Source organism: Nocardia blacklockiae (assembly GCF_015477355.1).
GTDB lineage: Bacteria > Actinomycetota > Actinomycetes > Mycobacteriales > Mycobacteriaceae > Nocardia > Nocardia blacklockiae.
Genome location: NZ_JADLRJ010000009.1, coordinates 119,233 through 142,291, shown reverse-complemented (window position 1 = coordinate 142,291; position 23,059 = coordinate 119,233). Strand labels below are relative to the sequence as shown.

The window sequence follows — 23,059 nt, the reverse complement described above, 5'->3', positions numbered from 1 at the left end:
CCTTGTTGCCTGACTGTCGCCGCGACCTCGGCCCGGACGCCGCGCCGGACGGCAGTGGTTAGCATGCTCGCGTGGCTAATCTGAAGGTTTCGGTCGACGTTCCGATCTCCCCCGATCGGGCGTGGGCGCATGCGGCCGATCTCCGCGAGCTGGACCGGTGGTTGCTCATGCACGAGGCGTGGCGGGGCGAGGTCCCGCAGGAGCTGACCGCCGGCACCGAACTGGTCGGCATCGCCTCGGTGAAGGGCCTGCGCAACCGCGTGCGCTGGACCGTGCGCACGGCCGAACCGCCGAAACGTCTGGTGCTGAGCGGTTCCGGCAAGGGGGGCTCCAAGTTCGGGCTGGAATTGCGCGTCGCTCCCAGGGGCGACGGCTCGCAGGTCAGCGTCGACATCGAGCTGGGCGGCCGGCCCTTGTTCGGCCCGATCGGCGCGGGGGTGGCCCGCGCGCTGAAGGGCGACATCAACCGGTCCCTCGATCGCTTCGTCGAGCTGTACGCCTGAGTTCTCGTTCGGCCGGATGCCGCGTCCCCGACGTGGCGTCCGGCTTCTTCGTGCGCCGAGTTTGGCGTCCCTCCTCGGAAACTGTAACATGTTTCAGTTAGAGAAGAGTGCTGGGACTCGGCGAACTCAGTAGAACATCACCGCCCGGTGCAGCACGTGCGCAGCGCTGCGTTTTCGGCTTCTACCTCGTGCGATAGGAGGTCACAGCGCAGCTCTCACGCGCACAGAGGTACCCGAGCCAGTGCGAACCGCTATTTACTTAGCGAGCGCCCGCCGGTTAATCTTGCGCGGACGCAGACAGAAGGGAAGGTCTCATGCAGATCAACAACGCCGTCGCCGTGGTGACCGGCGGCGCCTCCGGGCTGGGCCTGGCCACCGTGCGGGAGCTGCACGGCCAGGGCGCGAAGGTGGTCATCATCGACCTGCCGTCCTCCGACGGCGAGGCCATCGCCAAGGAACTCGGCGAGAGCGTGGTGTTCGCGGCCGCCGACGTCACCAACGAGGAGCAGGTGACCGCCGCCCTCGACGCCGCACAGACCCTGGGCGCGCTGCGCATCGCGGTGAACTGCGCCGGCATCGGCAACGCGATCAAGACCGTGAGCAAGAAGGGCGCCTTCCCGCTCGCCGACTTCACCAAGGTCGTCAACGTCAACCTGATCGGCACCTTCAACGTCATCCGCCTTGCCGCCGAACGCATCTCGGCGACCGAGCCGGTCGGCGAGGAGCGCGGCGTCATCATCAACACCGCCTCGGTCGCCGCCTTCGACGGCCAGATCGGCCAGGCCGCCTACTCCGCCTCCAAGGGCGGCATCGTCGGCATGACGCTGCCCATCGCCCGGGACCTGTCGAGCCTGAAGATTCGCGTGAACACCATCGCGCCCGGCCTGTTCCACACCCCGCTGTTCGCGACCCTGCCCGACGAGGCCATCGAATCCCTCGGCGCCCAGGTCCCGCACCCGTCCCGGCTGGGCAACCCCACCGAGTACGCCGCGCTGGCCCGCCACATCGTCGAGAACCCGATGCTCAACGGTGAGACCATCCGCCTGGACGGCGCCATCCGCATGGCTCCGCGCTGACCGGGAAACGCTCCGCCGCAAGGTAATTCGAAGGCCCGGTCCTGCACGGACCGGGCCTTCGCACTCTCCGAACCGGATCAGCGCTCGGCGGCGACCGCCGTATCCGGCTCCCCTTCGTCCAGCACCGCTTCGCCGCGGGCGACCATGCCGGCCTCGTCCGACAGCTTCAGGTGCGGGATGAACAACGCGAGCAGGAAGGCCACGGCCGCACCGGGAATCAGGTACCAGAACCCGGGGACCAGCGCGTCGACGTAGGCGCCGACGATCGCGTCGTGCAGGCCCGCGGGCAGGTGCTTGACCGCCGACGGCACCAGCGCGCCGGGTTGCAGCCCGGACTGCGCCGCCTCCTGGTAGTGCTCCTTGAACACCTCGGTCAGCCCGTCGGTGAGCCGGTGGGTGAAGATCGACCCGAAGACGGCCACGCCGATCGCGCCGCCCATCTCGCGGAAGTAGTTGTTGGCGCTGGTGGCGGTGCCGATCTGGTTGGGCTGCACCGCATTCTGCACCACCAGGACGATCACCTGCATGATCAGGCCGAGCCCGGCGCCCATCACGAACAGCATCGCCCCGACCACCCACATCGAGGTGTCGGCGTCCAACCGCGTCAGCCACAACATGCCGAACACCATGATCAACGCACCCACCGGCGGGTAGACCCGGTAGCGGCCGGTGCGGGTGATCGCGGTCATGGACGCCGTCAGCGTCGCCATCATGCCGACCATCATCGGGATCAGCAGCAGACCGGAGACCGAAGCCGAAGTGCCGGTGGCCATTTGGAGGTAGGTCGGCAGGAACGCCAGCGCCGCGAACATCACCAGGCCGACCACCAGGCCGATCGCCGAGGTCAGCACGAAGCTGCGATTGCGGAACAGCCACAGCGGCAGCATCGGCTCCTCGGCTCGTGCCTCCACCGCGATGAACGCCGCCACCACCAGCACCAGCGCCGCGATCATCGACACGATCGTCGTCGAGTCCCAGGCATACCGCTTGCCGCCCCAGTCGGTGATCAGGATGAGCAGCGCCGTCGCCGACGACATCAGCAGGACGCCTAGGTAATCGGGCTTGGTCGTGGGCCGGTGACTCGGAATGCTCAAGTAGCGGAAGGCGATTGCCATCGCCGCGAGGCCGATCGGCACATTGATCCAGAAGCACCACTGCCAGCCGAGGTGGTCGGCGAACAGCCCGCCGAGCAGCGGCCCGGCCACCGAGGTGAGGCCGAAGACGGCGCCCATCGGGGCCATGTACTTGCCGCGGTCCTTGGCCGGCACCACATCGGCGATGATGGCCTGCGCCAGGATCATCAGGCCACCGCCGCCGACGCCCTGCAGGCCGCGGAACACGATGAACTCCCAGAACCCGGTCGACAGCGCCGCGCCGACGGAGGCCGCGGTGAACACGCCGATCGCGAACAGGAACAGCCACCGCCGCCCGAACAGGTCACCGAACTTGCCGTAGATCGGCATCACGATCGTGGTGGCGAGCAGGTATGACGTTGCGGTCCAGGCCATTTCGGAGACACCGCCGAGCTGGCCGACGATGGTCGGCATCGCGGTGCCCACGATGGTCTGGTCGAGGCTGGCCAGGAACATGCCCGCGATGAGCGCGGAGAAGATCAGCCACATGCGCTTCTGGGTGAGGACGATCGGGGGCGGCGACGCGTCGGCCGTCGTGGTCATCGTTCGGTCTCCTTCTACTGACGCCCGCGATCGAACAGGCGGGCGGCGAGGTCACATTGGTCGTGCAGAGCTTCGGCTAGCGATCTATCGGGGTTGTCCGCCAGCGACATTGCCGCCCGAGTACTCAATGCGGACATGAGATGCGCTGTCACCGCGGCGAATTGAGCCGAGACATCCGAGCCCATCCGCGCCGACAGCAGTTCGCCCAGCGCTTGTTCGTGCCGCGCACCGGCGGCCACGAACGCCGCCAGCACCCGGGACTCCTGCTTGATGATCTCCGCCACCAGCGAAATGCTTTCCCGCACTTCACTGTCGGGCTCGTAACCCGAGGCGTACATCCAGGTGAGATCGTCGATCAGCACCCCGGTCGGCCCGCCGGCGACGAACGCCGCCCGCGACTCCGGGGTACCGATCTCCCCCACCGGCCCGACCACCGCATCCAGCTTGGTCTCGTAATAGTTGAAGAACGTCCGAGGCGAGACGCCCACGGCCTTCGCCACATCCTCGGCGGTGGTGGCATCGAGCCCGCGCTCGAGCGTCAGCCGCCGCGCGGCCATACACAGCTCCAGCCGCGTCTGCCGCTTCTTCTGCTCCCGCAGCCCCAACTCACGCTTCCCCTCGGACACGGGGAAAATCTAGCACAGACTGAAATATTTCAGAAACTGCAAGTTGGTGTGAGGTGGAGCACGGGTGGTCGGGCAGCGACGGCGAAGCTACTCCGCGGCACGCGCGCGCATCGGAAACGTCGTGTCGATAGAGCCTTTCGGACAGCGCCAGTTACGCTTCTGGCTCGTGCCGACCTACGAGTCCCTTCGCTGCGCCATGCGCGAAGGCACGCTAATTGCTCTCGCAAAGCAACTTCTCAGCGACATCGCTGACGGTCGTTCGGACGTGCCGGCCCTAGGCCACCCGCTAGGATTCGTCTGCTTCAAATTGGCACGAGAAGCAGAGCGCGGCGCATGTGTACACGCGTGGGACACAACGTTGTTCGAGCCACGCCTGACCACCTCGGAGATACATTCACACAGTTGGCATATGCTCAGTTACGTACTCTACGGCTCGGTCCGGAATAGGAACTTCAGCGTCTCCGACACCGAAACCGGTGCTACGCACCGAGTTGTGGAAATTCACAGCAGCTCTCACATCGACGAGATTCGGCCCACCGGTCGGCTCGTCCGACTGAGAACCACCACGGTCGAGCAGTATCCACACGATCGACCCTATGAGCTGTCCGCGGGCGTCTTCCACACGACAGAGGCACACGGTCATGCCGCGACCCTCGCGTTGGGCGAGGGACGAGCCGGCCACTGCGACCTTTCCCTGATCTCACTCGATGCGCCTCATCCCCGCACCCACCGAACCGAACGCCGACCTTTCGCCCGCGCGAAAACCCGACAGTTCGCGGCGGCGGTTCTCCAGCGCCTCGTGGAGGAGTCGGAGAATACGGCGTCGCCAACTGTCATCGAACCGGTTGGAATGTGAGGTTGTCACCCGCGCCGCGCAGTGACGGATTGTCGTCCCGAAGGGCCTTCTCGATGATCAGGCGGATTTCCTCGTCGCCGTAGTCGTCGGGCAGGTCCAGGCCGAGCGCGCGGAACAGGGACGGCACGACTTCGACCGACGGTTCCGGCAGCAGCGAGATCGTGCAGGCCCGCTCCAGTGGCACCCGGCGAGCTTCGTTGAAACTCGTACGCAACTCGATCGCCCAGGAGTCGTAGAAGGGCCGACCCCGCTCGAAGATCATTGCCGGGAATCTCGGCCCTCGCTGCGTGACGATGAGGTAGTTCGACGACAGCTCCCATCGGAACATCGAGACCGACGACGTCAGGGCCACCTCGATTTCCATCAGGCCTTCCGCGCGCTTCTTGAACCAGCAAGCCGCGAGGATGGTTGCGTACAGTTCGATCCGGGTGCCCTCGCCCGTCCATGAATGCGCGTCGTCTTCCTTTCCCCACGCCAGCGATCGGTACAAATTCGCGTACCGGTTGCACGCGTCGAGATCTGTCGGGTCGAGGATTTCCATGCGCACATGAACCTCACGCCTGCCTTCCTGCGCCTGTCGGAAGCAATCCGGCAAGGTCACGACCCGGGCGTGGGTGCCCGTACCGCCGCGGAAGAACCAGCGGTCCGTGCCGGCCCGTGCCCGCGCCAGCGCGTCCGTGACCTCCTCCCCGATCGCGAATCGCACGGCGGCGAGGCCGTCCAGGGCACGCTGGGTGCTGACCAGCAATCCGTCCATCGCCATGACTTGGTCGAGCCTTTCGTGCAAACGGCGCAAAGTGGCATCGGTGGCGTTCACCGTGTTCTGGATTTCGGCGTTCACGCTCTCCTGCCGCCACCGATCCCGCAGCACGGCGAAGGCGACGACGCCGAGGGTGAGCGGTATGACCTTGCTGACCAGATCGGCCGGAATCAGATCGACTATGCCGAGGACGCTCATCGTTACCGCGAGTAGCAAAGCGACAGCACTCTCGGCATTGCTCTGGATCCAGAGTAGATTGAACCGTGCTTTCGTCGACAAGCGCTCCATCTGCAGCTCACCTTCAACGCAGGGCCGACGTACCGACCGCCAGGCGTTCCGGGTGGCGTGCAGTGCGTCGGGCAGCCGATGTCCCCCAACGACGGTGATCCGGCGAGTGATTCACATCGTTGCTGGTTTCAGAATAGCCGCCCGACCAGCGAATAGCCCCGAACCTTTTCCTGCACAACGGAATACGGCGGGCACTCTGAAGAACGACTGCCAATTCCCGAGCCGTGAGCGTCAAAAGCCGAGCGAAGTCCGGTAGATTAACCAATGGCGGACCGCAATTGTCGCCCGTCGACGGCGTTGTACGGCACGGGCGCAAAGTTACGAATTCATCTGTGTGTCAGCTATTTTGCATCATCCGAACGTGCCGCACAGTCGGAATCGTTCTCTCGCGACAGTAAACATCTCCGGCGGCACCGGCGCCAGCCCACCGTCCGCGAACCGGCCCCCGGCACAACGACGTCCACGGCCCCAACGGATTACGTTCGTCACGGCTCCTTCGGCGTACCGACGATGACGTCATCGCCTGCGGCTCAGCGTGTTTCGCTCATCGCCGCACCACCCGCGCGGCGTAAACCTTTCCACCGGCGAAAAACTTAGCGCCCCACCGATCGCACCGCCGCGGTTAGGCTCGGCCGCGTGGATTCTCACGACGACGAGTTCGACAGGTTCGCGGCGGTGGTTCTGCGGCAGGTGGGTGACCTCGGCGACCCGCACGCCCAGTACGACCCGGCGGAGTTCGCCATCCAGCTCAGCGACGACACGCACATGTATCTCGCCAACCTGTTCCGGGACACGCGGGGGCTACCCGACTCCGAACGCGACGACGCGATCCTCCGCTTCGTCACCGCGGTGCGCGACAGCTCCGGTGAGCTGCCGGGCTGGCCCGCGGCGCGCAAGCAGCTGCGGCCGATCCTGCGGCCGGTCACCTTCGGCCTCGACGCACCGCCCGACCTGCGCCCCGTCTCCCGTCCGGCCTTTCCTTTCGTGCACGAACTGGTCGCCTACGACCAGCCGGCGTCGCGCTCGATCATTCTCGAAGCGACACTGCGGGAATGGGGCATCACGTCCGACGAGCTCTTCGCGGCCGCGCACCGGAACCTGGCCGAAATTGTCCCCGCGACAACGGAACCCGGAACCTTCATTCGCTACGTCGATGACGGCGACGGCTATGTCGCCTCCTGGCCGTTGCTGTCCGGCTGGCTGGCGACGCATCGGACACCCGAGCGCAGGCCCGTGGCTTTCATGCCCGACTACGACACCTTGATCGTCGCTCCGGACGATCCCGAGATCCTGGGCCAGGTCTTCGACATGGTCGAGGAGCACTACGGCGAGGCCACCCGCCCGCTCTCCCCGCAGGGCTACACCCTCGACGAGCACGACCGGGTGGTGCCGTTCGATCGGGCCGGCCCGCACCCGCAACTCCCCGCGGCGGCGCGGGCCAGGTGCGGTCTGGCGGTCACCGAGTACGGTTTGCAGACGCACTGGCTCAACGAGACCTACGAGCGCGACTTCGACTACGGCCCTTACGATCTCGATCCGGCGTACGTCGGCGCGCTGAGCTACGTGGAGAGCGACGACGGCCCGTGCACGGTCGCGGTGTGGGGCAAGGGCGTGGAATGGCTGCTGCCCGAGGCGGATTACCTCAGCGTCTACGGCGTCGACCACCGCGACGAGCCGGTGCACCTGTTCGAGATCCCGTTCGCCGACGCGGCGGAGATCGCCGGGCTCACACCGGTTCCCGACATGGCCCCGCCCCGCTACGAGGCCCGCAGCTGGCCCACCGAGGAGGTCATGAACAAGCTGCGCGCCTTGGCCGTCGGCTTGTGAGCGGACGTAAACCGCTGCATCCCAGGGTAATTCGGTCGGGACTACCGACGCCAACGGGCGCGCGACCGCCATTGCCCGCGGGGCACACGGTCACTGAACCCGGCCTGATGTAGGGCCAGACCGAGCAACCCCGCGATGACGAACGCGACCACGCCGGACGTCACCCCTTCGTTGGCAAGCTCCAGCAGCAGAGCGATGACGAACAGAACAGCTGCGACGATGGCGAACATGGCTAGGCAATACCCGTGCCGGCCACAGTCATTCCGAAATGCCGGCTTGCCGCGAAGGGGGCAGCGATGAGTTCGGGTGGCGGGCCCCGTCTACACCTACAGCCCGCCATCTGTGAACACCGTGAGGGAGCACCCATGAGCACAGCAGCACTACCGCCCGTCGTCGACGCCGACACCTGGCAGCGCGAACTCGACGCGCTGCGCGTCCGCGAGAAGGCCGCGACCCGCGAACTCGACGCGATCGCCGCCCAGCGCCGCCGCCTGCCGATGGTCGAAATGCCCGACTACACCCTCGAAGGCGAGGAGGGCCCGGTCCGGCTGGCCGACATCTTCGACGGCAAACCGCAGCTGATCGTCTACAACCACATGTGGTTCCCCGGCGAGCAATGGCAGTGCGGCGGCTGCACCGGATTCACGTCGCAATTCACCCGCCTGGAATTCCTGGACAACTACGACGCCCGCTTCGTCATCGTCACCCAGGGCCCCATCGACGAGGCGCTCGCCTACAAGAAGCGCGTCGGCAACAAGATGACCTGGTACTCCACCGCCCACAGCCCCTTCGGCACCGACGTCGGCGCCCCGCCCGGCGGCGGCTTCGCCGTCAACGTCTTCCTCCGCCACGGCGACACCGTCTACCGCACCTGGCACACCACCGGCCGCGGCACCGAACAACTCAGCCACACCTTCGCCCTCATCGACCTACTCCCCTACGGCCGCCAGGAAGAATGGCAAGACTCCCCCACCGACTGGCCCCAATCCCCCACCTACTCCCGCTGGAGCAGCTCCAAAGAAATTGCCGCCGCCTACGGCGACCCCACCGCCTGAATCCACGACGATTGAAGCCGCGCCGGGCTTTCGGACCCGAACAAGTCGAAACGACGAAGGCCCGGTCCTGGGACCGGGCCTTCTTTGGTGGAGCTGCCGGGAATCGAACCCGGGTCCTCCGCCGCTTCTTCAGGGCTTCTCCGTGTGCAGTCCGCTGTGTCTCTGCTCGGATCTCTCGGTCATGCGGACGAGCCGAGATGACGATCCCAGTCGCTGTTCGGTGTCCCGTCCGCCTCCGCGACCGAGGCGGACGGTAGAGCCCTCTAGCTGATGCCAGGGACCGGGCCGAGGGCGAACCCGGGCTGACAGACACGCTCTACTGCTTAGGCAGCGAGAGCGTAGTCGCGCTGATGAGAATCGGCGCTTATAGGGTTGCAGCGACGCTTACGGTGGTCATCTGCCTGCACCGACACGCTTCCCCTGAATCGACGTACGCAGTCGAAACCGTTCAGCCCCGTAGCTATCGATCCAGATGTTCCCGGCTGGTGGCCGGGCCATTCATCCTAACATCTCGTCCTCGTCGGTCATTCCCGGCAGGGGGCAGTGCTCACCGCATACCCTTGATCCGCCGGCCCAGCTCGCGCGTCACCTCGCGCTCCGCGGTGCGGCGCGCCAGATCCTGGCGCTTGTCGTAGTCCTGCTTGCCCTTGGCCAGGGCCAGCTCGACCTTGACCTTGCCCTCGGTGAAGTACATCGACAGCGGCACCAGGGTGAGCGAACTCTCCTTGGTCTTACCGACGAGCTTGTCGATCTCGCGCCGGTGCAGCAGCAGTTTGCGGGTGCGCCGCGGCGCGTGGTTGGTCCAGCTGCCGTGCCCGTATTCGGGGATGTGCAGCCCGCGCAGCCAGACCTCGCCGTCATCGATGGTGGCGTAGGCGTCGACCAGCGACGCCTTGCCCTCGCGCAGGCTCTTCACCTCGGTACCCACCAGCGCGACCCCGGCCTCGTAGGTCTCCAGGATCGAGTAGTTGTGCCGCGCCTTGCGGTTCGTGGCGATAGCCTTGCGCCCCTGCTCCTTCATAACGGTCAACAGTAATGGCCGGGAGCAACCAAATATTCCGCGCCGGTCGAACGAGGCGTTAGCGCGCGCCCACCCCCGCGATACCGATGGCCCGGGCGACGACGGCGTCGGAGATCGGATCCGGCAGGCGGCCGACAGCGGACAGCAGCCCGGCGCCACGACCCGCGGTGTAGCGGGTTCGCGGTCGCTTCGCGGTGATCGCCTTGACCAGAACCGAGGCGATGGCCTGGGGCTTCTCCAGGGGCATGCGCGCCGCCGATGCCCTGATCGCGTCGATCATCGGTGCGTAGAGTTCCACCACGCGCGGGTCCGCCCGCTGCCGTGACTCGTCCGCCGATTCGGCGGCGAGGGCGAAGATCGGGGTCTCGGTGCCGGTGGGTTCCACCATCACGACCTTGATGCCCCACGCCGCGAGCTCACCGCGAAGCGCGACGCTCAGCGACGCGAGCGCGGCCTTGCTCGCCGAGATCGGAGCGTTGTAGGGGACCGCCAGGCGCGCCGTCGGAGCCGTCACATTGACGACCCTGCCCCGGCTCGCACGCAGCAAAGGTAGGAACGACCGGATCACCGCCGCCGGACCGAAGACATTGACCCGGAACTCGCGCTCCCACTCCGTCTCCTCGACCAGTTCGACCGGGCCCTCGATGATGATGCCCGCGTTGTTCACCACCGCGTCCAGGGTGTCCCCGCCCAGGCGGCGACCGACCTCCCGAGCCGCCTCGGCGACCGACGCCTCATCGGTCACATCGAGGACTACGGGCAGTACGTGGTCGAGCCCGTCGAAGACCTTCGCCTTGTCTACGTCACGCACACCGGCGAAGACGCGGTACCCGCGCTCCGCCAGCAAGCGGACCGTCGGCGTTCCGATGCCACCGGTGGCACCCGTGATGAATACGCTGCGCACGATCACTCCCTCTCGAATACGCCTCGGCGAGGCCGTATCTCGATCCTGCGGCCGCCGTCCGCACGGCTCCAGAGAGCGCTTCTACCGGTAGCGAGACCACCAGGATCAGCGGTGCGATGATGGTGACGTGTCTGCCGCGAATCGGCGCCGGGAACTGGGCGAGTTTCTACGGAGCCGGCGGGAACGCCGCCGCCCCGAGGATCTCGGGCTGCCGTCCGGCGGCCGTCGGCGCACTCCGGGCCTGCGGCGCGAGGAAGTCGCGGTGCTCGCGGGGATGAGCGTCACCTGGTATACGTGGCTGGAGCAGGGTCGGCAGCTGCGCGCGTCCCGCCAAGTGTGGAACAGCCTGGTGGACGTCCTGGGCCTGGACGAGGTCGAGACGGCGCATCTGTTCCGGTTGGCGGGCGAGATGCCGCCGCGCGTGGCGGAGTCCTCGAGTGCGCTGGGCATGGACCGGTACCAGGCGGTGCTGGACCAGTTCGATCCGAATCCGGCCTTGCTGATCAGTCGCCGGTTCGACGTCGTCGCCTGGAATCGCGGTGTGGAGACGCTCTACGGCGACCTGTCGCAGGTGCCGGACGCCAGGCGGAACATCCTCTGGTTCACCTTCACCTCCGCGGACATGCGAGCGACAGCCGACGATTGGGAAGCTGAGGCCGCGCAGACGGTCGCGTTCTTCCGCGCCCTGACAGGGCACGACGTCACCGCGCCCGGCATCGCGGAGTTGATCGGCGAATTGGAAACCGAGAGTGCGGATTTCGCGCGCCTGTGGCGCAGGAAGGACCTCGCCGCGCGGACCTCCGACAGCCGCGTGGTCCACCATCCGAGTCTCGGCCGCATCGAATTCGAGATCACCAAGATGCGCACCCTGGACGGCGAACACACCCTCGTGACCTATCTGCCGCGCGGAGGCGCCGAGCTCAGGCGGTAAGCGCTACCCGCACCTGCGATGCCACGCGCTCGGCGGAACGGACAGCACCCCGGCAGCATGCGCTCGGCAGGAACGGACAACGCCCGGAAGCACGCGCTCGGCGGGGACGGACAGCCCCGGCGGCATGCGCTCGCTCGGCAGGAACGGACGACACCCGGAAGCGCGCGCTCGGCGGAACGGACAGCCCCGGCGGCATGCGCTCGCTCGGCAGGAACGGACGACACCCGGAAGCGCGCGCTCGGCGGAACGGACAGCCCCGGCAGCACGCGCTCGCTCGGCGGGAACGGACGACACCCGGCGGCACGCAGGGTGCCGCCGGGTGTCCGTCATGCCCGGTCGCGCGGGTCCAGCACCACCTGGGTGCCGGGGGTCGCGGCGACCTGGAGGGTGCGCAGGCGCAGCAGCGACGGGTTCTCCTCGAGCAGTCGCGCGGTGTTGGCCAGCGACCGCAGCGCCGCCGCCTCGGCGCGGGCCCGCTCCAACTCGGCCCGGCCGCGCTCCTTGGCGAGCACCGTCTCCAGCGCCGCCTTGCGCAGTTCGCCGGGCAGCATCAGGTCGCGGGCGCGCACGCTCGACACTCGGATGCCGAGATCCGCGACGGCCGCGGCCACCTCGTCGGCGCCGGCGAGCAGCGCGCGGTCGGCGACCAGTTCGTCGAGGGTGCGCGCGGCGACCTTGTCGCGGGCCGCCTCCTGCACGGCGGCGTACAGCACCGTCTCCGGGTACTGCGCGCCGGTGGTGAACGACAGCGGATCGGTGACGACCCAGCTCACGGTGAAGCTGACCCGCAGCGACAAGCCGTCGCGGGTGAGGAGTTCCTGCCCGGTCACCTGCATCTGGCGTGGGCGCATGTCGACCGCGACCAGCGTGCAGCGGCGCTGGTCGTAACGGTGGCGGCCCGGCCCGAGCACCTTCTCGAGCTTGCCGTCGCGGTAGAGCAGCGTGCGCTGCCAATCCATCACGGTCGTGAACATGGTGAAACTCCTTCCCCCACACAAACATTCGCGCGGACACGCCCCGCCCGGTCACGGCAGCGCGGCGGGGGCTCCCCCGTCGTGGACGGAGAGCCCGCAGGGCCGCGGCACCGCGGGCGACCGGACGGGACGCGCCGCTGGTAGAGGACTCGAACCTCGACAGACTTGGAAGGTCTGCGCCAACCTGAATGGCGTGGCCGCACCGACACGGGGAACGCGGACCGGAGATTCCGGAGCGCCCCTTGTTACGGCCGTGCTCAACGGTAGAGAACCGCGCGCCGCCGCGCGAGCGAATTTCCGTGGCGCGCTAAGGATGTAGCTGGAGATAGAGCAGGAGCACCGCGATCCACAGAACGATCAGCAGGACCGTCGACACCCGCGGGCGGCCCAGCGCGCGCCGGGCGTGCGGGCGCAGCCAGCCGGCGTCGACGGTGCCCTCGGCGCGACGGCCGGGGACCGACTGTGCGGCGTCGGGCGCGTCGCCGGAAGCGGAGCCGGAGTCGGAGGACTGGTCGGAGCGATCACCGCCGCCCTGGTCGTGGGTCATGGCGGCACGCTATCCGCCCGGCCCGCCGCGCGCGAGCATTTCGGTTGGTCGGTATGGCACGAACATTGCCGGATCTCCTATCCGCCCGGCCGGACCTGCAGGTAGAGGACCAGCACGGCGACCCACACCGACAGCAGCAGCAACGTCGACCACCGCGGGCGGCCCAGCGGTCGCCGCCGGAATCCGCTTCGCCGGGTCGCCGTCGCGGGTGCGGCTTCCGTCGCCTGTCCCGGCGAGGGGTTCGCCTGTCCCGGCGACGGCGTGAGCCGGACCGTGTTCTCCGACGGCGCGAAGGCACCCTGGCCGGGAGCGACACCGTCCCCTCGATTCACGTCGTCGTCGCCGAGTGCCATACCGGAACGGTACCCAGATCCGGGCTCGCGATAAACGCCGATCGGGTCGACGCGGTCGGCGGCGTTACGCCTCGGCTACCGACAAGGCCTGGTCGAACGCCTCGTCGTGGCCGCGGAGCTACCGGAAGTGCCGGGACAGGCGATCGGCGATGTCGGCCATCACCCTGTCGTCGACCGTGGCGATCGGCTCGCCGTGCAGCCAATCCGTCGGCTGGGTGGTCGGGGCGGCGAGCACCGCCGCACCCACCGGGCCCAGGTCGTAGAGATAGGCGCCGGCGGCGGCGAACTGCGGCCCGACCACCTCGACGACGATGCGGCGGTCGGGCTGGTCGGCGTTGTAGTCGTGGCCGGAGACGACCAGGTACATGATGCCGCCGGGAATCAACGTTTCCTGACTGAGGATGATCTCGCCACGCTGCGCGTTCACCCGTGACCGCCGCGAATCGCCGCGATGATCGCCGCCTGCCGCCGCGCCCACTCGCCGCCGAGCAGGTCGTGGCCGCGGATCACGGCCGCGTCGTGGTCGCACGCGGCCCGCCACGCGGCCCGGTCCACGACGTCGGCGATCCAGGTGGACAGGGGTTTGCCCGCCGCTGCCGCCGCGTTGCGCGCCGCCACCGCGGTGGCGTCCGGCATCGTGATCGACAGCTTGGTCGTCATGCTCGGATCCTACGACCAGTGGCGCTGGCGCTCAGTAGTTTTCGTCCGGCGGCGGCTCGAAATCCCAGTCCGGCGGCGGCTCATGGTTCCAGTCCGGCGGCGGCTCGTGGCCCCACGACTCGCGCCCCGCAGCGTTGCCGCCCGACGAAGCGGCGGCCGACGACTCGCGCCCCGCCGACTCGCCACCCGACGACTCGGTGGACATGGCTCGGCGCGGCCCCGTAGTGCGCGACCCCTTAGCGCCCGATCCCGCGACGCCTGGACCCACACCGCCGGAACCCGCAGTGCGCGAGCCCGTAGCGCCCGGCACAGTAGCGCCGCGGGATGCCGCGGTAGATGCCGCGCTCCCGGAGGAAGCCGGTGCCGAGGAGCCCGAAGATGCCTCTCCCGCCCCGCCTGCCACCACCTCGAGCACGCCCTCGCCGTACTTGGCGCGCTTGTTCTCGCCGATGCCGCTGATCGCGCCGAGTTCGGTGAGGCCGGACGGCTTGCGGGCCGCGATCTCGCGCAGCGTGGCGTCGTGGAAGACGACGTAGGCGGGCACGCCCTGCTCCTTGGCGACCGCGGCGCGCCAGGCCCGCAGCCGTTCGAACAGGTCGGCGTCGGCCGGGGGCAGATCCGCCGCCGCCATGCGAGAGGTCTTGGCGCGCGGGGCTTTCGCGGCCTTGGCCCGTTCCGGCTCGCGCCGCAGCATCACCTTGCGACCGGAGAACAGCACCTCGTGGCTGGCCTCGGTGAGGGTGAGCACGCCGTACTCGCCGTGCACCGCCAGCAGCGCCTGGGCGAGCAGCTGGCGGACGACGCCGCGCCACTCGGTGTCGCGCAGCTCCGTGCCGATGCCGAAGACCTTGAGCTCGTTGTGGTTGTGCTGCAACACCTTCGGGTTGGCCTTGCCGACGAGGATGTCGGTGATGTGGCCCGCGCCGAAGCTCTGCCCGCGCTCGCGCTTGAGCCGCAGCACCGTGGAGAGCACCTTCTGGGCGGCGACGGTGCCGTCCCAGGATTCCGGCGGATTCAGGCAGGTGTCGCAGTTGCCGCAGGGCTCGCCGCGCTGGCCGAAGTAGGCGAGCAGCTGGGTGCGGCGGCACTGCACGGTCTCGCACAGCGCGAGCATGGCGTCCAGGTGCAGCTGCAACTGGCGGCGGTGGGCGGCGTCGCCCTCGGAGTTGTCGATCAGCTTGCGCTGCTGCACGACATCGTTGAGGCCGTAGACCATCCACGCGGTGGACGGCAGGCCGTCGCGCCCGGCGCGGCCCGTCTCCTGGTAGTAGCCCTCCACCGATTTGGGCAGGTCGAGGTGGGCGACGAAGCGCACGTCGGGTTTGTCGATGCCCATACCGAAGGCGATGGTGGCGACGACGACCAAGCCGTCCTCGCGCAGGAACCGCGACTGGTTGGCGGCGCGGGTGCGCGCGTCCAGCCCGGCGTGGTACGGCAGCGCCTCGATGCCGTTGCGGCTGAGGAACTCCGCCGTCTTCTCCACCGAATTGCGCGACAGGCAGTAGACGATGCCCGCCTCGCCCGGGTACTCGCTGCTGATGAAGTTCAGCAGCTGCTGATCCGGCCGGTTCTTCGGCTCGATGCGGTATTGGATGTTGGGGCGGTCGAACCCCGCGACGAAATGCTTGGCGCCGGTGAGATCGAGGCGCTCGGCGATCTCCTTGCGGGTGGCCTCCGTGGCCGTCGCGGTCAGCGCGATGCGGGGAACGTCCGGGAAGCGCTCGTGCAGGATCGACAGCGACAGATAGTCGGGGCGGAAGTCGTGGCCCCACTGGGAGACACAGTGGGCCTCGTCGATGGCGAAGACCGACACCTTCGCCCGATCCAGTAGTTGCAGTGTGGAGTCGATGCGCAGGCGCTCGGGCGCGAGGTACAGCAGATCCAGCTCACCGGCGACGAACTGCGCCTCGACCGTGCGGCGCTCGTCGGGGAATTGGGTGGAGTTGAGGAAGCCGGCGCGCACCCCGAGCGCGTTCAGCGCGTCCACCTGGTCCTGCATCAGCGCGATGAGCGGTGATATCACCACGCCCACACCCGGACGCACCAGCGCGGGGATCTGGTAGCACAGCGATTTGCCGCCGCCGGTGGGCATCAGCACCAGGGCGTCGCCGCCGGAGACGACCTGCTCGACGATGTCGGCCTGTAGCCCCCGGAAGCTCTCGTACCCGAACACGCGACGCAGAACCTCGTGCGCCGCATCGGATTTCGCGCCCGCACCGGGCTGGTCGACCACCGTCTCGAGCGTCTCGGGGGAACTCACGCAGGCCATCCTACGGATCTCCGCCGACAGCGCGACCCCCACGCGAATTCCCGCACCCTTTACCCGTTCCCGCACCCCCTACAGCCGAATTGGCCATCCCAGCACGCCACCTACGTCATCTGCCTCAACCCGGATAGGTTGTGCCCCACTCCGGAGGACGGAGGTCCCGCCTCACTCCCGCACGTAGTACCGCAGTGTCCCGTAGGCCGTCAGCGCCGCGAACACGATGCCCACCGGAACGATCGTCATCACGACCATCGCGATGTCGTCGCCGGTGAGGCGGGGAAAGACCTTGGAGGCGAACAGGTCACCGAGCGCCCGGTCGATGACCAGGGGGCGGGCGATGAGCAGGCCGATCACCGCGAGCACCGAGCCGGCCAGCGCGGCCGCCACCGCCTCCAGCAGGAACGGCAGCTGGGTGTACCAGCGGGTGGCGCCGACCAGGCGCATGATGCCGACCTCGGTGCGGCGGGTGAACGCCGCGATCTGCACCATGTTCGCGATCAGCAGCAGCGCCGCCAGCGCCTGCAGCACCGCCAGGCCGAACGCCGCGTTGCGCAGGCCATCGAACAGGCTCACCAACCGGTCGACGATATCCTTGTCGTTGCGGACGAAACCGACGCCCTCGCGACCCTGGAACTCCTGGAAGATGCGCGGGTACTCCCCCGCGTCCTGCATCTTCACCCGCAGCGAGGCCGGCAGCGGCGACTCGCTGACGTAGGCCGCCAGCTCGGGCTGGTCCTTGAAGGTCTTCTCCTTGGCCTCGCGGATCGCGTCCTCGCGGCTCAGGTACTGCACCGACACCACGCCGGAGGTCTGCTTCAGGTCGGCCATCAGCGTCCGGCACGGATCCTTGGAGCAGTCCTGGTCGCCTGCGGACACCTCGTCGGTCATGTACAGCCGGACCTCGAGCCGGTCCAGGAAGTACTGCTCGGTCTTGTCGGCCATCCGCACCGCCAGCAGGCCGCCGCCGAGCATGGTCAGCGAGACCGCGGTGGTGAGAATCATCGCGATGGTCATGGTCACGTTGCGGCGCAGGCCGTTGAAGACCTCGCCGAACAGGAAGCTCGCGCGCATTACCGGCCCACCCCGTACACGCCGGTCGCCTCGTCGCGCACCAGGCGGCCGCGATCCAGCTCGACCACCCGCCGGCGCATGGCGTCGACGATGTGGTTGTCGTGGGTGGCCATCAGCACCGTGGTGCCGACGCGGTTGATGCGTTCCAGCAGCATCATGATGTCCTGACTGGTCTCCGGGTCGAGGTTGCCGGTGGGCTCGTCGGCCAGCAGCACCAGCGGCCGGTTCACGAACGCCCGCGCGATCGCGACCCGCTGCTGTTCGCCGCCGGACAGCTCACTGGGCAGCCGGTCGGCCTTGCCCGACAGGCCCACCAGATCCAGCGCCTCCGGGACCGCGCGCTGGATGAACTTGCGGTTCTTGCCGATCACCTCCAGGGCGAAGGCCACGTTCTGCTCCACCGTCTTCTGCTGCAGCAGCCGGAAATCCTGGAACACGCACCCGAGGCGCTGGCGCAGCTTGGGCACCCGGCGGCCGGGCAGCCGGTCGACGCGGAAATCGGCGACGTGCACCTCACCGGAGGTCGGCTTCACATCCTTGAGCAGTAACTGCATGAACGTCGACTTGCCCGAACCGGATGGCCCGATGATGAAGACGAACTCGCCCTTGTCGATCTCGACGGACACATTGTCCAACGCCGGCCTGGTGGAGGTCGGGAAGGACTTGGTGACGTTCCGCAGGGTTATCACGAGCAGCCAGTGTAGCCAGCGAAGAACCGGCATTCCCGCGCGGTGTCACATTCGCGTCAGTGCTCGGTGGACGACGAAACGACCGATTTCGGAATGGTATTCGCGATCGGCGTGAACTCGGGGTGCTCCGGAGTAGCCGGCTTGACGAACACGTACAGGACGAACGTCGCGACCCAGACGGTGACGAGGATCGCGGTGGACTTACGCGGTTTCACTCATACCCTCCCGGCGCAGGGCCGCGGCCACCCGCACCCGCAGCTCCCGCCCGACCTCGAATTGCTTACCTGGCAAAGTTCTGGCAACCATTCTGATGTTCATCTGGTCGACCGTGAGATCCTCGAGGCCCATCACCGTCGGCTCGTCGAGCAGCAGCGTCTTGAGCCGGCGGTCCTGGAAGGCCTTCGTGCCCACCTCGTGCAGGATCTCGTTGACCCTGGTGATGTCGGCGGTGGCCGGCACCGGCACGTCGATCGCGGCGCGCGCCCAATCCTTGGACAGGTTGGTCACTTTCACGATCTGGCCGTTGGGCACCGTGATCACCTCGCCGTCGACGTTGCGCAGGGTGGTGATCCGCAACGTGACGTCCTCGACCGTACCCTCCGCGGGCACCGTCTGCCCGGTGACCGCGATGCTCACCACATCGCCGAATCCGTACTGCCGCTCGGTGATCAGGAAGAATCCGGCCAGCAGGTCCTGCACGATGCGCTGGGCACCGAAACCTACGGCGGCACCGATCACAGCGGCCGGCGCGACCAGGCCGGTGAGCGGAAACCCGAAGCGCTGCAACACCGACAGCGCCACCAGGAAGTAGACGACCGACAGCAGCACCCAGGTGACGACCTGCGCCAGCGCGTGCCGGTGCTTGGCCGCCTCCGAGCGCACCAGCGAATCGCTGCTCTGGAAACCGGCGTCGATGCGCCGGGTGATCCGGTCGCGCACGAACGTCGCGAACCGGCTGAACAGCATCGCGCCCACGACCAGCAGCACGATCTCCAGACCGCTGCTGCGCAACCAGCTGGTGATGTCCGAGCCGGCGGCGAGATTCGTGATCATCCGTCCGTCCTCTCCGGCGTGCACCGGAAACCGCCACGAATCACGCTGCCACCGAAATACACGCCAGACAGGCTACTACGGTGTTCGCGCGGCTCGAAACGTCGTGATTGCGCCGTGATAGCGCGGTCCGTGGAAATTCCGGCGCTACTGTTCGTCCCCCTGGCGCATCCGCCAGCGGATGCCCTCCTCGATGAAACCGTCGATATCCCCGTCGAGGACGGCGGTGGGGTTGTTCACCTCGTAGTTGGTGCGCAGATCCTTGACCATCTGGTACGGGTGCAGCACGTAGGAGCGCATCTGGTTGCCCCACGACGCGCCCTCGGTGGTCTTGAGCGCGTCCATCTCCGCGCGCTCCTCCAGGCGTTTGCGCTCGAGCAGCTTGGCCTGCAGCACGCGCATCGCCGAGATCTTGTTCTGCAGCTGCGACTTCTCGTTCTGACAGGTGACGACGATGCCGGTCGGGAGGTGGGTGATCCGGACCGCGGAGTCGGTGGTGTTGACGCTCTGGCCGCCGGGGCCAGACGAGCGGTAGACGTCGACGCGGATGTCGCCCTCGGGAATGTCGATGTGGTCGGTGGTCTCCACCACGGGCAGCACCTCGACCTCGGCGAAGGAGGTCTGGCGGCGGCCCTGGTTGTCGAACGGGCTGATGCGGACCAGGCGGTGCGTGCCCATCTCCACCGACAGCGTGCCGTAGGCATAGGGCACCTTGACCGCGAAGGTCGCGCTCTTGATCCCGGCCTCTTCGGCGTAGGACGTGTCGTACAGCTCGACCGGGTACTTGTGCCGCTCCGCCCAGCGCACGTACATGCGCATCAGCATCTGGGCCCAGTCGGCGGCGTCGACACCGCCGGCGCCGGAACGGATGTTGACCAGCGCCTCGCGCTTGTCGTATTCGCCCGACAGCAGGGTGCGGACCTCCATCGCCTCCACGTCGGTGTGCAGGGCGGCGCGTTCGGCGTCGGCCTCGGCGAGGGCGGCGGTGCGGGCCTCGCCCTCCTCGCCCTCGGCGAGTTCGTAGAGCACCGGCAGGTCCTCGAGGCGCTGGCGCAGTTCGGTGACGCGCCGCAGTTCGCCCTGGGAGTGCGACAGTTCGCTGGTGACCCTCTGCGCGTGCTCCTGGTCGTTCCACAGGTCCGGGTCGGCGGCCTGGTGCTCGAGTTCGTCGATCCGGCGTCGCAGCTCGTCGACGTCGAGCACCGACTCGACGGTCTTCAGGGTGGTGTCGAGTTCGGCGAGATCAGCGGAAACGTCAGGATGCACGATTGTCCAATCTACCGGTCGCGCTCAGCGGCGCGAAATACGCCGAGGTCAGCGCGGATGTGGCGCGCGAACTCGCCCGGCGCGGTGCGGGACTCGCGTAGGACGCAGGCGACGCGCAGGTCAGGGCGGCGCGCGGCGGTCAGCCGGAGACCGCCCGCAATCCTCCCGGGCGGCGGCCGATCAGCGTGTCCAGGGCGGCGGCGGTGGCGTCGTCGGCGGGGAGGCTGATCAGGATGTGCTGATCGTCGTCGGCGGACAGGTCCAGGCGCTCGTAGGCGAAGCGCAGGGAACCCGCTTCCGGGTGGTTCAGGCGGGCGATGCCGTTGGCGTCGGCGAAGCCCGGAACGCGCTCCATGCGGCCGGTGAACTCCGCGCCGACGGTGACGGTCAACTCTTCGACCAAGGCGGCGACCTGCGGATCCGATTGGAACGGGCCCTCTTTGAGGTTCGCGACGGCCTTGTCGGCCCAGTGCTCCCAGTCCGGGTAGGCGGTGCGGGCCCGCTCGTCGGTGAACAGGTAGCGCGGAATGCTGGCGGGCAGGCCGCCGTCGAGCAGGCCGAGCGGGCCCATCACCCGGTGGTAGCCGTCGGTGCAGGCCAGCACCTCGCCGAGCCGGTTGAGCACGGCGGCGGGCGCGGGTTCGAGTTGGTCGAGCACGGCTTGCACGGCCGGGCGCACCACACGGTTCGGGGTGGCGCCGCCCAAGCAGTGGAATCCCGGGTCAGCGCCTTTGACCAGGCGGTACAGGTGCACGCGCTGGCTGGGTGTCATGCGCAGGGCGTCGGCGAGCGCGGACAGGACGGCCGAGGACGGGTGACGGTCGCGACCCTGTTCCAGGCGGATCAGGTACTCGACGCTGACTCCGGCCAGGGTGGCCAGTTCGGCGCGGCGCAGGCCCGGGGTGCGTCGACGCGCGCCGGGTGCGAGCCCGACCTCGGCGGGTGTCACGGCCTCGCGCCGGGTGCGCAGGAACAGGCCGAGTTCGTTGTCACTCATGGCCTGTTCGACGTTAACAGCGGCGGCGGCCCGAAGGGTATCCCTGCCACTACCACCCTCACAGCGGGCTCCCTCACCGTCGCGGCGGGCAGCAGAGTCGTACCAAGCGATACGACCTGTGAAGGAGAGGGAAATGTCCGACAACACCCTGCGGCTCGCCGTGATCATCGCCAGCGTTCGCGACGGGCGGTTCGGCCCGGTGGTGGCGAACTGGTTCGCCGAGCGGGCCCGCGAGCACGGCGGTTTCGAGGTCGACGTGGTCGATCTCGCCGACGCGGAGCTGCCGCTGGCGCTGCCCGCGACCTCGCCGATGATCGAGCCGAATCCGATCCGTCCGGCGGGGATGGCCGGTCTCACCGAGAGTCTCGACCGGGCCGACGCCGTCGTGATCGTGACTCCGGACATCAACCGCAGTTACCCGGCGTCGTTGAAGACCGCCATCGACTGGCACTTCACGCAGTGGGATCGGAAGGCGATCGGCTTCGTCGGCTACAGCGGTCTCACCGGCGGCCTGCTCGCCATCGAGCATCTGCGCTCGGTGTTCAACGAACTCAACGCCCACACCGTCCGCAACTACGTCTCGTTCCCCCGCTACTACCTGCTGTTCGACACCGAGGGCAACCTGACCGAACCCACCGGCCCCGCCGAGGCCGCTACCGCGATGCTCGACCAGTTGCAGTGGTGGGCAAGCGCATTGGCCGCGGCCCGGGTCGCCGCCTGAAGCGCCATGCGCACGGAGTAGCGCGCCTGCGCGGGCGTCGCAAGCGTGGCACCCGCTGACCGGACACGGTGTCGCAGGGCGGCGGGTGGGCGTGGTGTGATGGCGGTTCGGCCGTCGATGAGGAGGGTGTGATGGGCACTGTCGCTGTGACCGGGAGCGCGTCGGGGATCGGGGCGGCGGTGTGTGCGCAGCTGGAGCAGGCCGGACATCGGGTGATCGGGGTGGATCTGCGCGATGCCGAGGTGACCGCCGATCTCGGGACTCGGGACGGACGCGCGCACGCGGTCGCCGAGATCACCCGGCTCGGCGAGGGGCGGCTCGACGGTTTCCTGCCCTTCGCCGGGGTGGCCGCGGCGACCGGCCGTCCGGGCGGCCTCGTGGTGTCGGTCAATTACTTCGGTGCGATCGAAGTCCTCGCGGGCGTGCGTCCGCTGCTGCGGGCGGCCGGGAGCGCGTCGGTGGTGCTGGTGTCGTCGAATTCCACTACGACGCAACCGGGTTGGCCCGTCGAGCTCGCCGAGGCCTGCCTGGCCGGGGAGGAACAGCGGGCGCGCGAGATCGCCGAGTCGTTCGGCGATCTCGGCGCGATCCAGGCCTACCCGGCCACCAAGGCGGCGCTGGCCTGGTACGCGCGCACCCGGTCGGCCGAGTACATCAAGGAAGGCATCCGGCTCAATGCCATCGCGCCGGGGCTGATCGATACGCCGATGACGCAGGAGGGCACCGACGACGCCCTCATCGGCGAAGGCATGAAAGGCTTCCTCGCCGCCACCCCGATCGGCCGGGCCGGGCGACCCGAGGAGATCGCGGATCTGGTGGGCTTCCTGATGTCGGACAAGGCCGGATTCTTCGTCGGCTCGGTGGTGTTCTGCGACGGCGGCATCGACGCCGCCTTCCGCGGCAAGGACTGGCCCGCGGTCTGGGAGATCCCGCGGTAACGGC

The 23,059-nt window shown here is 68.3% G+C and carries 25 protein-coding genes, 1 other RNA gene and 1 pseudogene; 8 read left to right on the top strand and 19 right to left on the bottom strand.

Annotation, left to right across the window (positions count from 1 at the left end; all coding sequences use genetic code 11):
- Positions 1-71 precede the first annotated feature (71 nt).
- Positions 72-503, top strand: coding sequence for a type II toxin-antitoxin system Rv0910 family toxin (locus IU476_RS25515; protein ID WP_195104177.1), 432 nt, complete (start codon positions 72-74; stop codon positions 501-503).
- A 314-nt stretch (positions 504-817) separates the two neighbouring features.
- On the top strand, positions 818-1,579 hold the full coding sequence (locus tag IU476_RS25510; protein WP_195104176.1) for a 3-hydroxyacyl-CoA dehydrogenase: 762 nt from the start codon (positions 818-820) through the stop codon (positions 1,577-1,579).
- A 77-nt stretch (positions 1,580-1,656) separates the two neighbouring features.
- On the opposite strand, the gene IU476_RS25505 is transcribed toward IU476_RS25510, so the two are convergent.
- Together IU476_RS25505 and IU476_RS25500 are read right to left on the bottom strand one after the other, a co-directional pair.
- Complete coding sequence (locus tag IU476_RS25505) at positions 1,657-3,255, bottom strand: MDR family MFS transporter (protein WP_195104175.1); 1,599 nt, start codon at positions 3,253-3,255, stop codon at positions 1,657-1,659.
- A 14-nt stretch (positions 3,256-3,269) separates the two neighbouring features.
- Positions 3,270-3,881 carry a TetR/AcrR family transcriptional regulator gene (locus IU476_RS25500; protein ID WP_324194293.1) on the bottom strand — a complete coding sequence of 204 codons (612 nt, stop codon included), beginning with the start codon at positions 3,879-3,881 and terminating at the stop codon, positions 3,270-3,272.
- A 409-nt stretch (positions 3,882-4,290) separates the two neighbouring features.
- Here IU476_RS25500 and IU476_RS25495 point away from each other — a divergent pair, with 409 nt between their 5' ends.
- A complete protein-coding gene (locus IU476_RS25495) occupies positions 4,291-4,737 on the top strand; it encodes a hypothetical protein (protein WP_195104174.1) in 447 nt (148 codons plus the stop codon).
- Here the strand turns inward: IU476_RS25495 and IU476_RS25490 are convergent.
- A complete protein-coding gene (locus IU476_RS25490; protein WP_195104172.1) occupies positions 4,715-5,785 on the bottom strand; it encodes a hypothetical protein in 1,071 nt (356 codons plus the stop codon). The genes IU476_RS25495 and IU476_RS25490 overlap by 23 nt on opposite strands.
- Positions 5,786-6,421: 636 nt before the next feature.
- On the opposite strand from IU476_RS25490, the gene IU476_RS25485 reads away from it, so the two are divergent.
- Positions 6,422-7,612 carry a DUF1444 domain-containing protein gene (locus IU476_RS25485; RefSeq protein ID WP_195104170.1) on the top strand — a complete coding sequence of 397 codons (1,191 nt, stop codon included), beginning with the start codon at positions 6,422-6,424 and terminating at the stop codon, positions 7,610-7,612.
- Positions 7,613-7,653: 41 nt separating this feature from the next.
- Here IU476_RS25485 and IU476_RS25480 read toward each other — a convergent pair whose 3' ends face one another.
- Positions 7,654-7,842, bottom strand: a complete 189-nt coding sequence (locus IU476_RS25480) for a hypothetical protein (RefSeq protein WP_195104168.1) — start codon at positions 7,840-7,842, stop codon at positions 7,654-7,656.
- Positions 7,843-7,977: 135 nt separating this feature from the next.
- On the opposite strand from IU476_RS25480, the gene IU476_RS25475 reads away from it, so the two are divergent.
- Positions 7,978-8,667, top strand: a complete 690-nt coding sequence (locus IU476_RS25475) for a DUF899 domain-containing protein (protein ID WP_195104166.1) — start codon at positions 7,978-7,980, stop codon at positions 8,665-8,667.
- Positions 8,668-8,752: 85 nt separating this feature from the next.
- On the opposite strand, the gene ssrA is transcribed toward IU476_RS25475, so the two are convergent.
- The 3 genes from ssrA to IU476_RS25460 form a co-directional block, all read right to left on the bottom strand.
- Positions 8,753-9,123: a transfer-messenger RNA gene (gene ssrA / locus IU476_RS25470) on the bottom strand.
- Between the two features lie 91 nt (positions 9,124-9,214).
- The gene (smpB, locus tag IU476_RS25465) at positions 9,215-9,688 is read right to left on the bottom strand and encodes an SsrA-binding protein SmpB (protein ID WP_195104163.1); all 474 of its coding nucleotides are present in this window, start codon (positions 9,686-9,688) and stop codon (positions 9,215-9,217) included.
- 58 nt (positions 9,689-9,746) lie between these two features.
- Positions 9,747-10,592, bottom strand: a complete 846-nt coding sequence (locus IU476_RS25460) for an SDR family NAD(P)-dependent oxidoreductase (protein WP_195104161.1) — start codon at positions 10,590-10,592, stop codon at positions 9,747-9,749.
- 127 nt (positions 10,593-10,719) lie between these two features.
- Here IU476_RS25460 and IU476_RS25455 point away from each other — a divergent pair, with 127 nt between their 5' ends.
- Positions 10,720-11,523: a helix-turn-helix transcriptional regulator gene (locus IU476_RS25455; protein WP_195104160.1), complete on the top strand. Its 804-nt coding sequence runs from the start codon at positions 10,720-10,722 to the stop codon at positions 11,521-11,523.
- Between the two features lie 326 nt (positions 11,524-11,849).
- Here IU476_RS25455 and IU476_RS25450 read toward each other — a convergent pair whose 3' ends face one another.
- The 12 genes and pseudogenes from IU476_RS25450 to IU476_RS25395 form a co-directional block, all read right to left on the bottom strand.
- Positions 11,850-12,497, bottom strand: a complete 648-nt coding sequence (locus IU476_RS25450) for a slipin family protein (RefSeq protein ID WP_195104159.1) — start codon at positions 12,495-12,497, stop codon at positions 11,850-11,852.
- A gap of 307 nt (positions 12,498-12,804) precedes the next feature.
- Positions 12,805-13,044 (bottom strand): WLR motif membrane protein, encoded by a 240-nt coding sequence (locus IU476_RS25445; protein ID WP_195104158.1) that lies wholly within the window; start codon positions 13,042-13,044, stop codon positions 12,805-12,807.
- Positions 13,045-13,121: 77 nt separating this feature from the next.
- Positions 13,122-13,397: a WLR motif membrane protein gene (locus tag IU476_RS25440; RefSeq protein ID WP_195104157.1), complete on the bottom strand. Its 276-nt coding sequence runs from the start codon at positions 13,395-13,397 to the stop codon at positions 13,122-13,124.
- 118 nt (positions 13,398-13,515) lie between these two features.
- Positions 13,516-13,824: a hypothetical protein gene (locus tag IU476_RS25435; protein WP_195104156.1), complete on the bottom strand. Its 309-nt coding sequence runs from the start codon at positions 13,822-13,824 to the stop codon at positions 13,516-13,518.
- On the bottom strand, positions 13,821-14,057 hold the full coding sequence (locus IU476_RS25430; RefSeq protein WP_195104155.1) for a hypothetical protein: 237 nt from the start codon (positions 14,055-14,057) through the stop codon (positions 13,821-13,823). Before IU476_RS25430 ends, IU476_RS25435 begins: the two co-directional genes overlap by 4 nt.
- 397 nt (positions 14,058-14,454) lie before the next feature.
- Positions 14,455-16,326 (bottom strand): annotated as a pseudogene (recQ, locus tag IU476_RS25425) (DNA helicase RecQ); the annotation flags it as partial.
- 162 nt (positions 16,327-16,488) lie between these two features.
- Positions 16,489-17,394 (bottom strand): permease-like cell division protein FtsX, encoded by a 906-nt coding sequence (gene ftsX / locus IU476_RS25420; RefSeq protein ID WP_195104153.1) that lies wholly within the window; start codon positions 17,392-17,394, stop codon positions 16,489-16,491.
- The gene (gene ftsE / locus IU476_RS25415) at positions 17,394-18,083 is read right to left on the bottom strand and encodes a cell division ATP-binding protein FtsE (RefSeq protein ID WP_195104151.1); all 690 of its coding nucleotides are present in this window, start codon (positions 18,081-18,083) and stop codon (positions 17,394-17,396) included. The genes ftsX and ftsE overlap by 1 nt, the downstream gene beginning before the upstream one ends.
- Before the next feature lie 56 nt (positions 18,084-18,139).
- Positions 18,140-18,298 carry an Rv3103c transmembrane domain-containing protein gene (locus tag IU476_RS25410; RefSeq protein WP_195104149.1) on the bottom strand — a complete coding sequence of 53 codons (159 nt, stop codon included), beginning with the start codon at positions 18,296-18,298 and terminating at the stop codon, positions 18,140-18,142.
- Positions 18,285-19,136: a mechanosensitive ion channel family protein gene (locus IU476_RS25405; RefSeq protein WP_195104147.1), complete on the bottom strand. Its 852-nt coding sequence runs from the start codon at positions 19,134-19,136 to the stop codon at positions 18,285-18,287. The genes IU476_RS25410 and IU476_RS25405 overlap by 14 nt, the downstream gene beginning before the upstream one ends.
- 144 nt (positions 19,137-19,280) lie before the next feature.
- Positions 19,281-20,399, bottom strand: a complete 1,119-nt coding sequence (gene prfB, locus IU476_RS25400) for a peptide chain release factor 2 (RefSeq protein WP_195104145.1) — start codon at positions 20,397-20,399, stop codon at positions 19,281-19,283.
- A gap of 139 nt (positions 20,400-20,538) precedes the next feature.
- Entirely contained in the window at positions 20,539-21,396 is an 858-nt protein-coding gene (locus IU476_RS25395) for a helix-turn-helix domain-containing protein (RefSeq protein WP_195104143.1), read from the bottom strand.
- Between the two features lie 133 nt (positions 21,397-21,529).
- Between IU476_RS25395 and IU476_RS25390 the strand changes: the two genes are divergently transcribed.
- Both IU476_RS25390 and IU476_RS25385 read left to right on the top strand, forming a co-directional pair.
- The gene (locus IU476_RS25390) at positions 21,530-22,117 is read left to right on the top strand and encodes an NADPH-dependent FMN reductase (RefSeq protein ID WP_195104141.1); all 588 of its coding nucleotides are present in this window, start codon (positions 21,530-21,532) and stop codon (positions 22,115-22,117) included.
- 131 nt (positions 22,118-22,248) lie between these two features.
- Positions 22,249-23,055 carry an SDR family oxidoreductase gene (locus IU476_RS25385; protein ID WP_195104139.1) on the top strand — a complete coding sequence of 269 codons (807 nt, stop codon included), beginning with the start codon at positions 22,249-22,251 and terminating at the stop codon, positions 23,053-23,055.
- Positions 23,056-23,059 lie beyond the last annotated feature (4 nt).

Excerpts from the sequence above, each read along its gene's own strand:
- IU476_RS25510 (WP_195104176.1), top strand. The coding sequence starts at position 818 with ATGCAGATCAACAACGCCGTCGCCGTGGTGACCGGCGGCGCCTCCGGG.
- smpB (WP_195104163.1), bottom strand. The coding sequence starts at position 9,688 with ATGAAGGAGCAGGGGCGCAAGGCTATCGCCACGAACCGCAAGGCGCGG.
- IU476_RS25385 (WP_195104139.1), top strand. The coding sequence starts at position 22,249 with ATGGGCACTGTCGCTGTGACCGGGAGCGCGTCGGGGATCGGGGCGGCG.
- IU476_RS25490 (WP_195104172.1), bottom strand. The coding sequence starts at position 5,785 with ATGGAGCGCTTGTCGACGAAAGCACGGTTCAATCTACTCTGGATCCAG.
- ftsX (WP_195104153.1), bottom strand. The coding sequence starts at position 17,394 with ATGCGCGCGAGCTTCCTGTTCGGCGAGGTCTTCAACGGCCTGCGCCGC.
- IU476_RS25480 (WP_195104168.1), bottom strand. The coding sequence starts at position 7,842 with ATGTTCGCCATCGTCGCAGCTGTTCTGTTCGTCATCGCTCTGCTGCTG.
- IU476_RS25445 (WP_195104158.1), bottom strand. The coding sequence starts at position 13,044 with ATGACCCACGACCAGGGCGGCGGTGATCGCTCCGACCAGTCCTCCGAC.
- IU476_RS25430 (WP_195104155.1), bottom strand. The coding sequence starts at position 14,057 with ATGACGACCAAGCTGTCGATCACGATGCCGGACGCCACCGCGGTGGCG.
- IU476_RS25450 (WP_195104159.1), bottom strand. The coding sequence starts at position 12,497 with ATGTTCACGACCGTGATGGATTGGCAGCGCACGCTGCTCTACCGCGAC.
- IU476_RS25505 (WP_195104175.1), bottom strand. The coding sequence starts at position 3,255 with ATGACCACGACGGCCGACGCGTCGCCGCCCCCGATCGTCCTCACCCAG.
- IU476_RS25440 (WP_195104157.1), bottom strand. The coding sequence starts at position 13,397 with ATGGCACTCGGCGACGACGACGTGAATCGAGGGGACGGTGTCGCTCCC.
- IU476_RS25395 (WP_195104143.1), bottom strand. The coding sequence starts at position 21,396 with ATGAGTGACAACGAACTCGGCCTGTTCCTGCGCACCCGGCGCGAGGCC.
- IU476_RS25495 (WP_195104174.1), top strand. The coding sequence starts at position 4,291 with ATGCTCAGTTACGTACTCTACGGCTCGGTCCGGAATAGGAACTTCAGC.
- IU476_RS25475 (WP_195104166.1), top strand. The coding sequence starts at position 7,978 with ATGAGCACAGCAGCACTACCGCCCGTCGTCGACGCCGACACCTGGCAG.
- IU476_RS25405 (WP_195104147.1), bottom strand. The coding sequence starts at position 19,136 with ATGATCACGAATCTCGCCGCCGGCTCGGACATCACCAGCTGGTTGCGC.
- IU476_RS25390 (WP_195104141.1), top strand. The coding sequence starts at position 21,530 with ATGTCCGACAACACCCTGCGGCTCGCCGTGATCATCGCCAGCGTTCGC.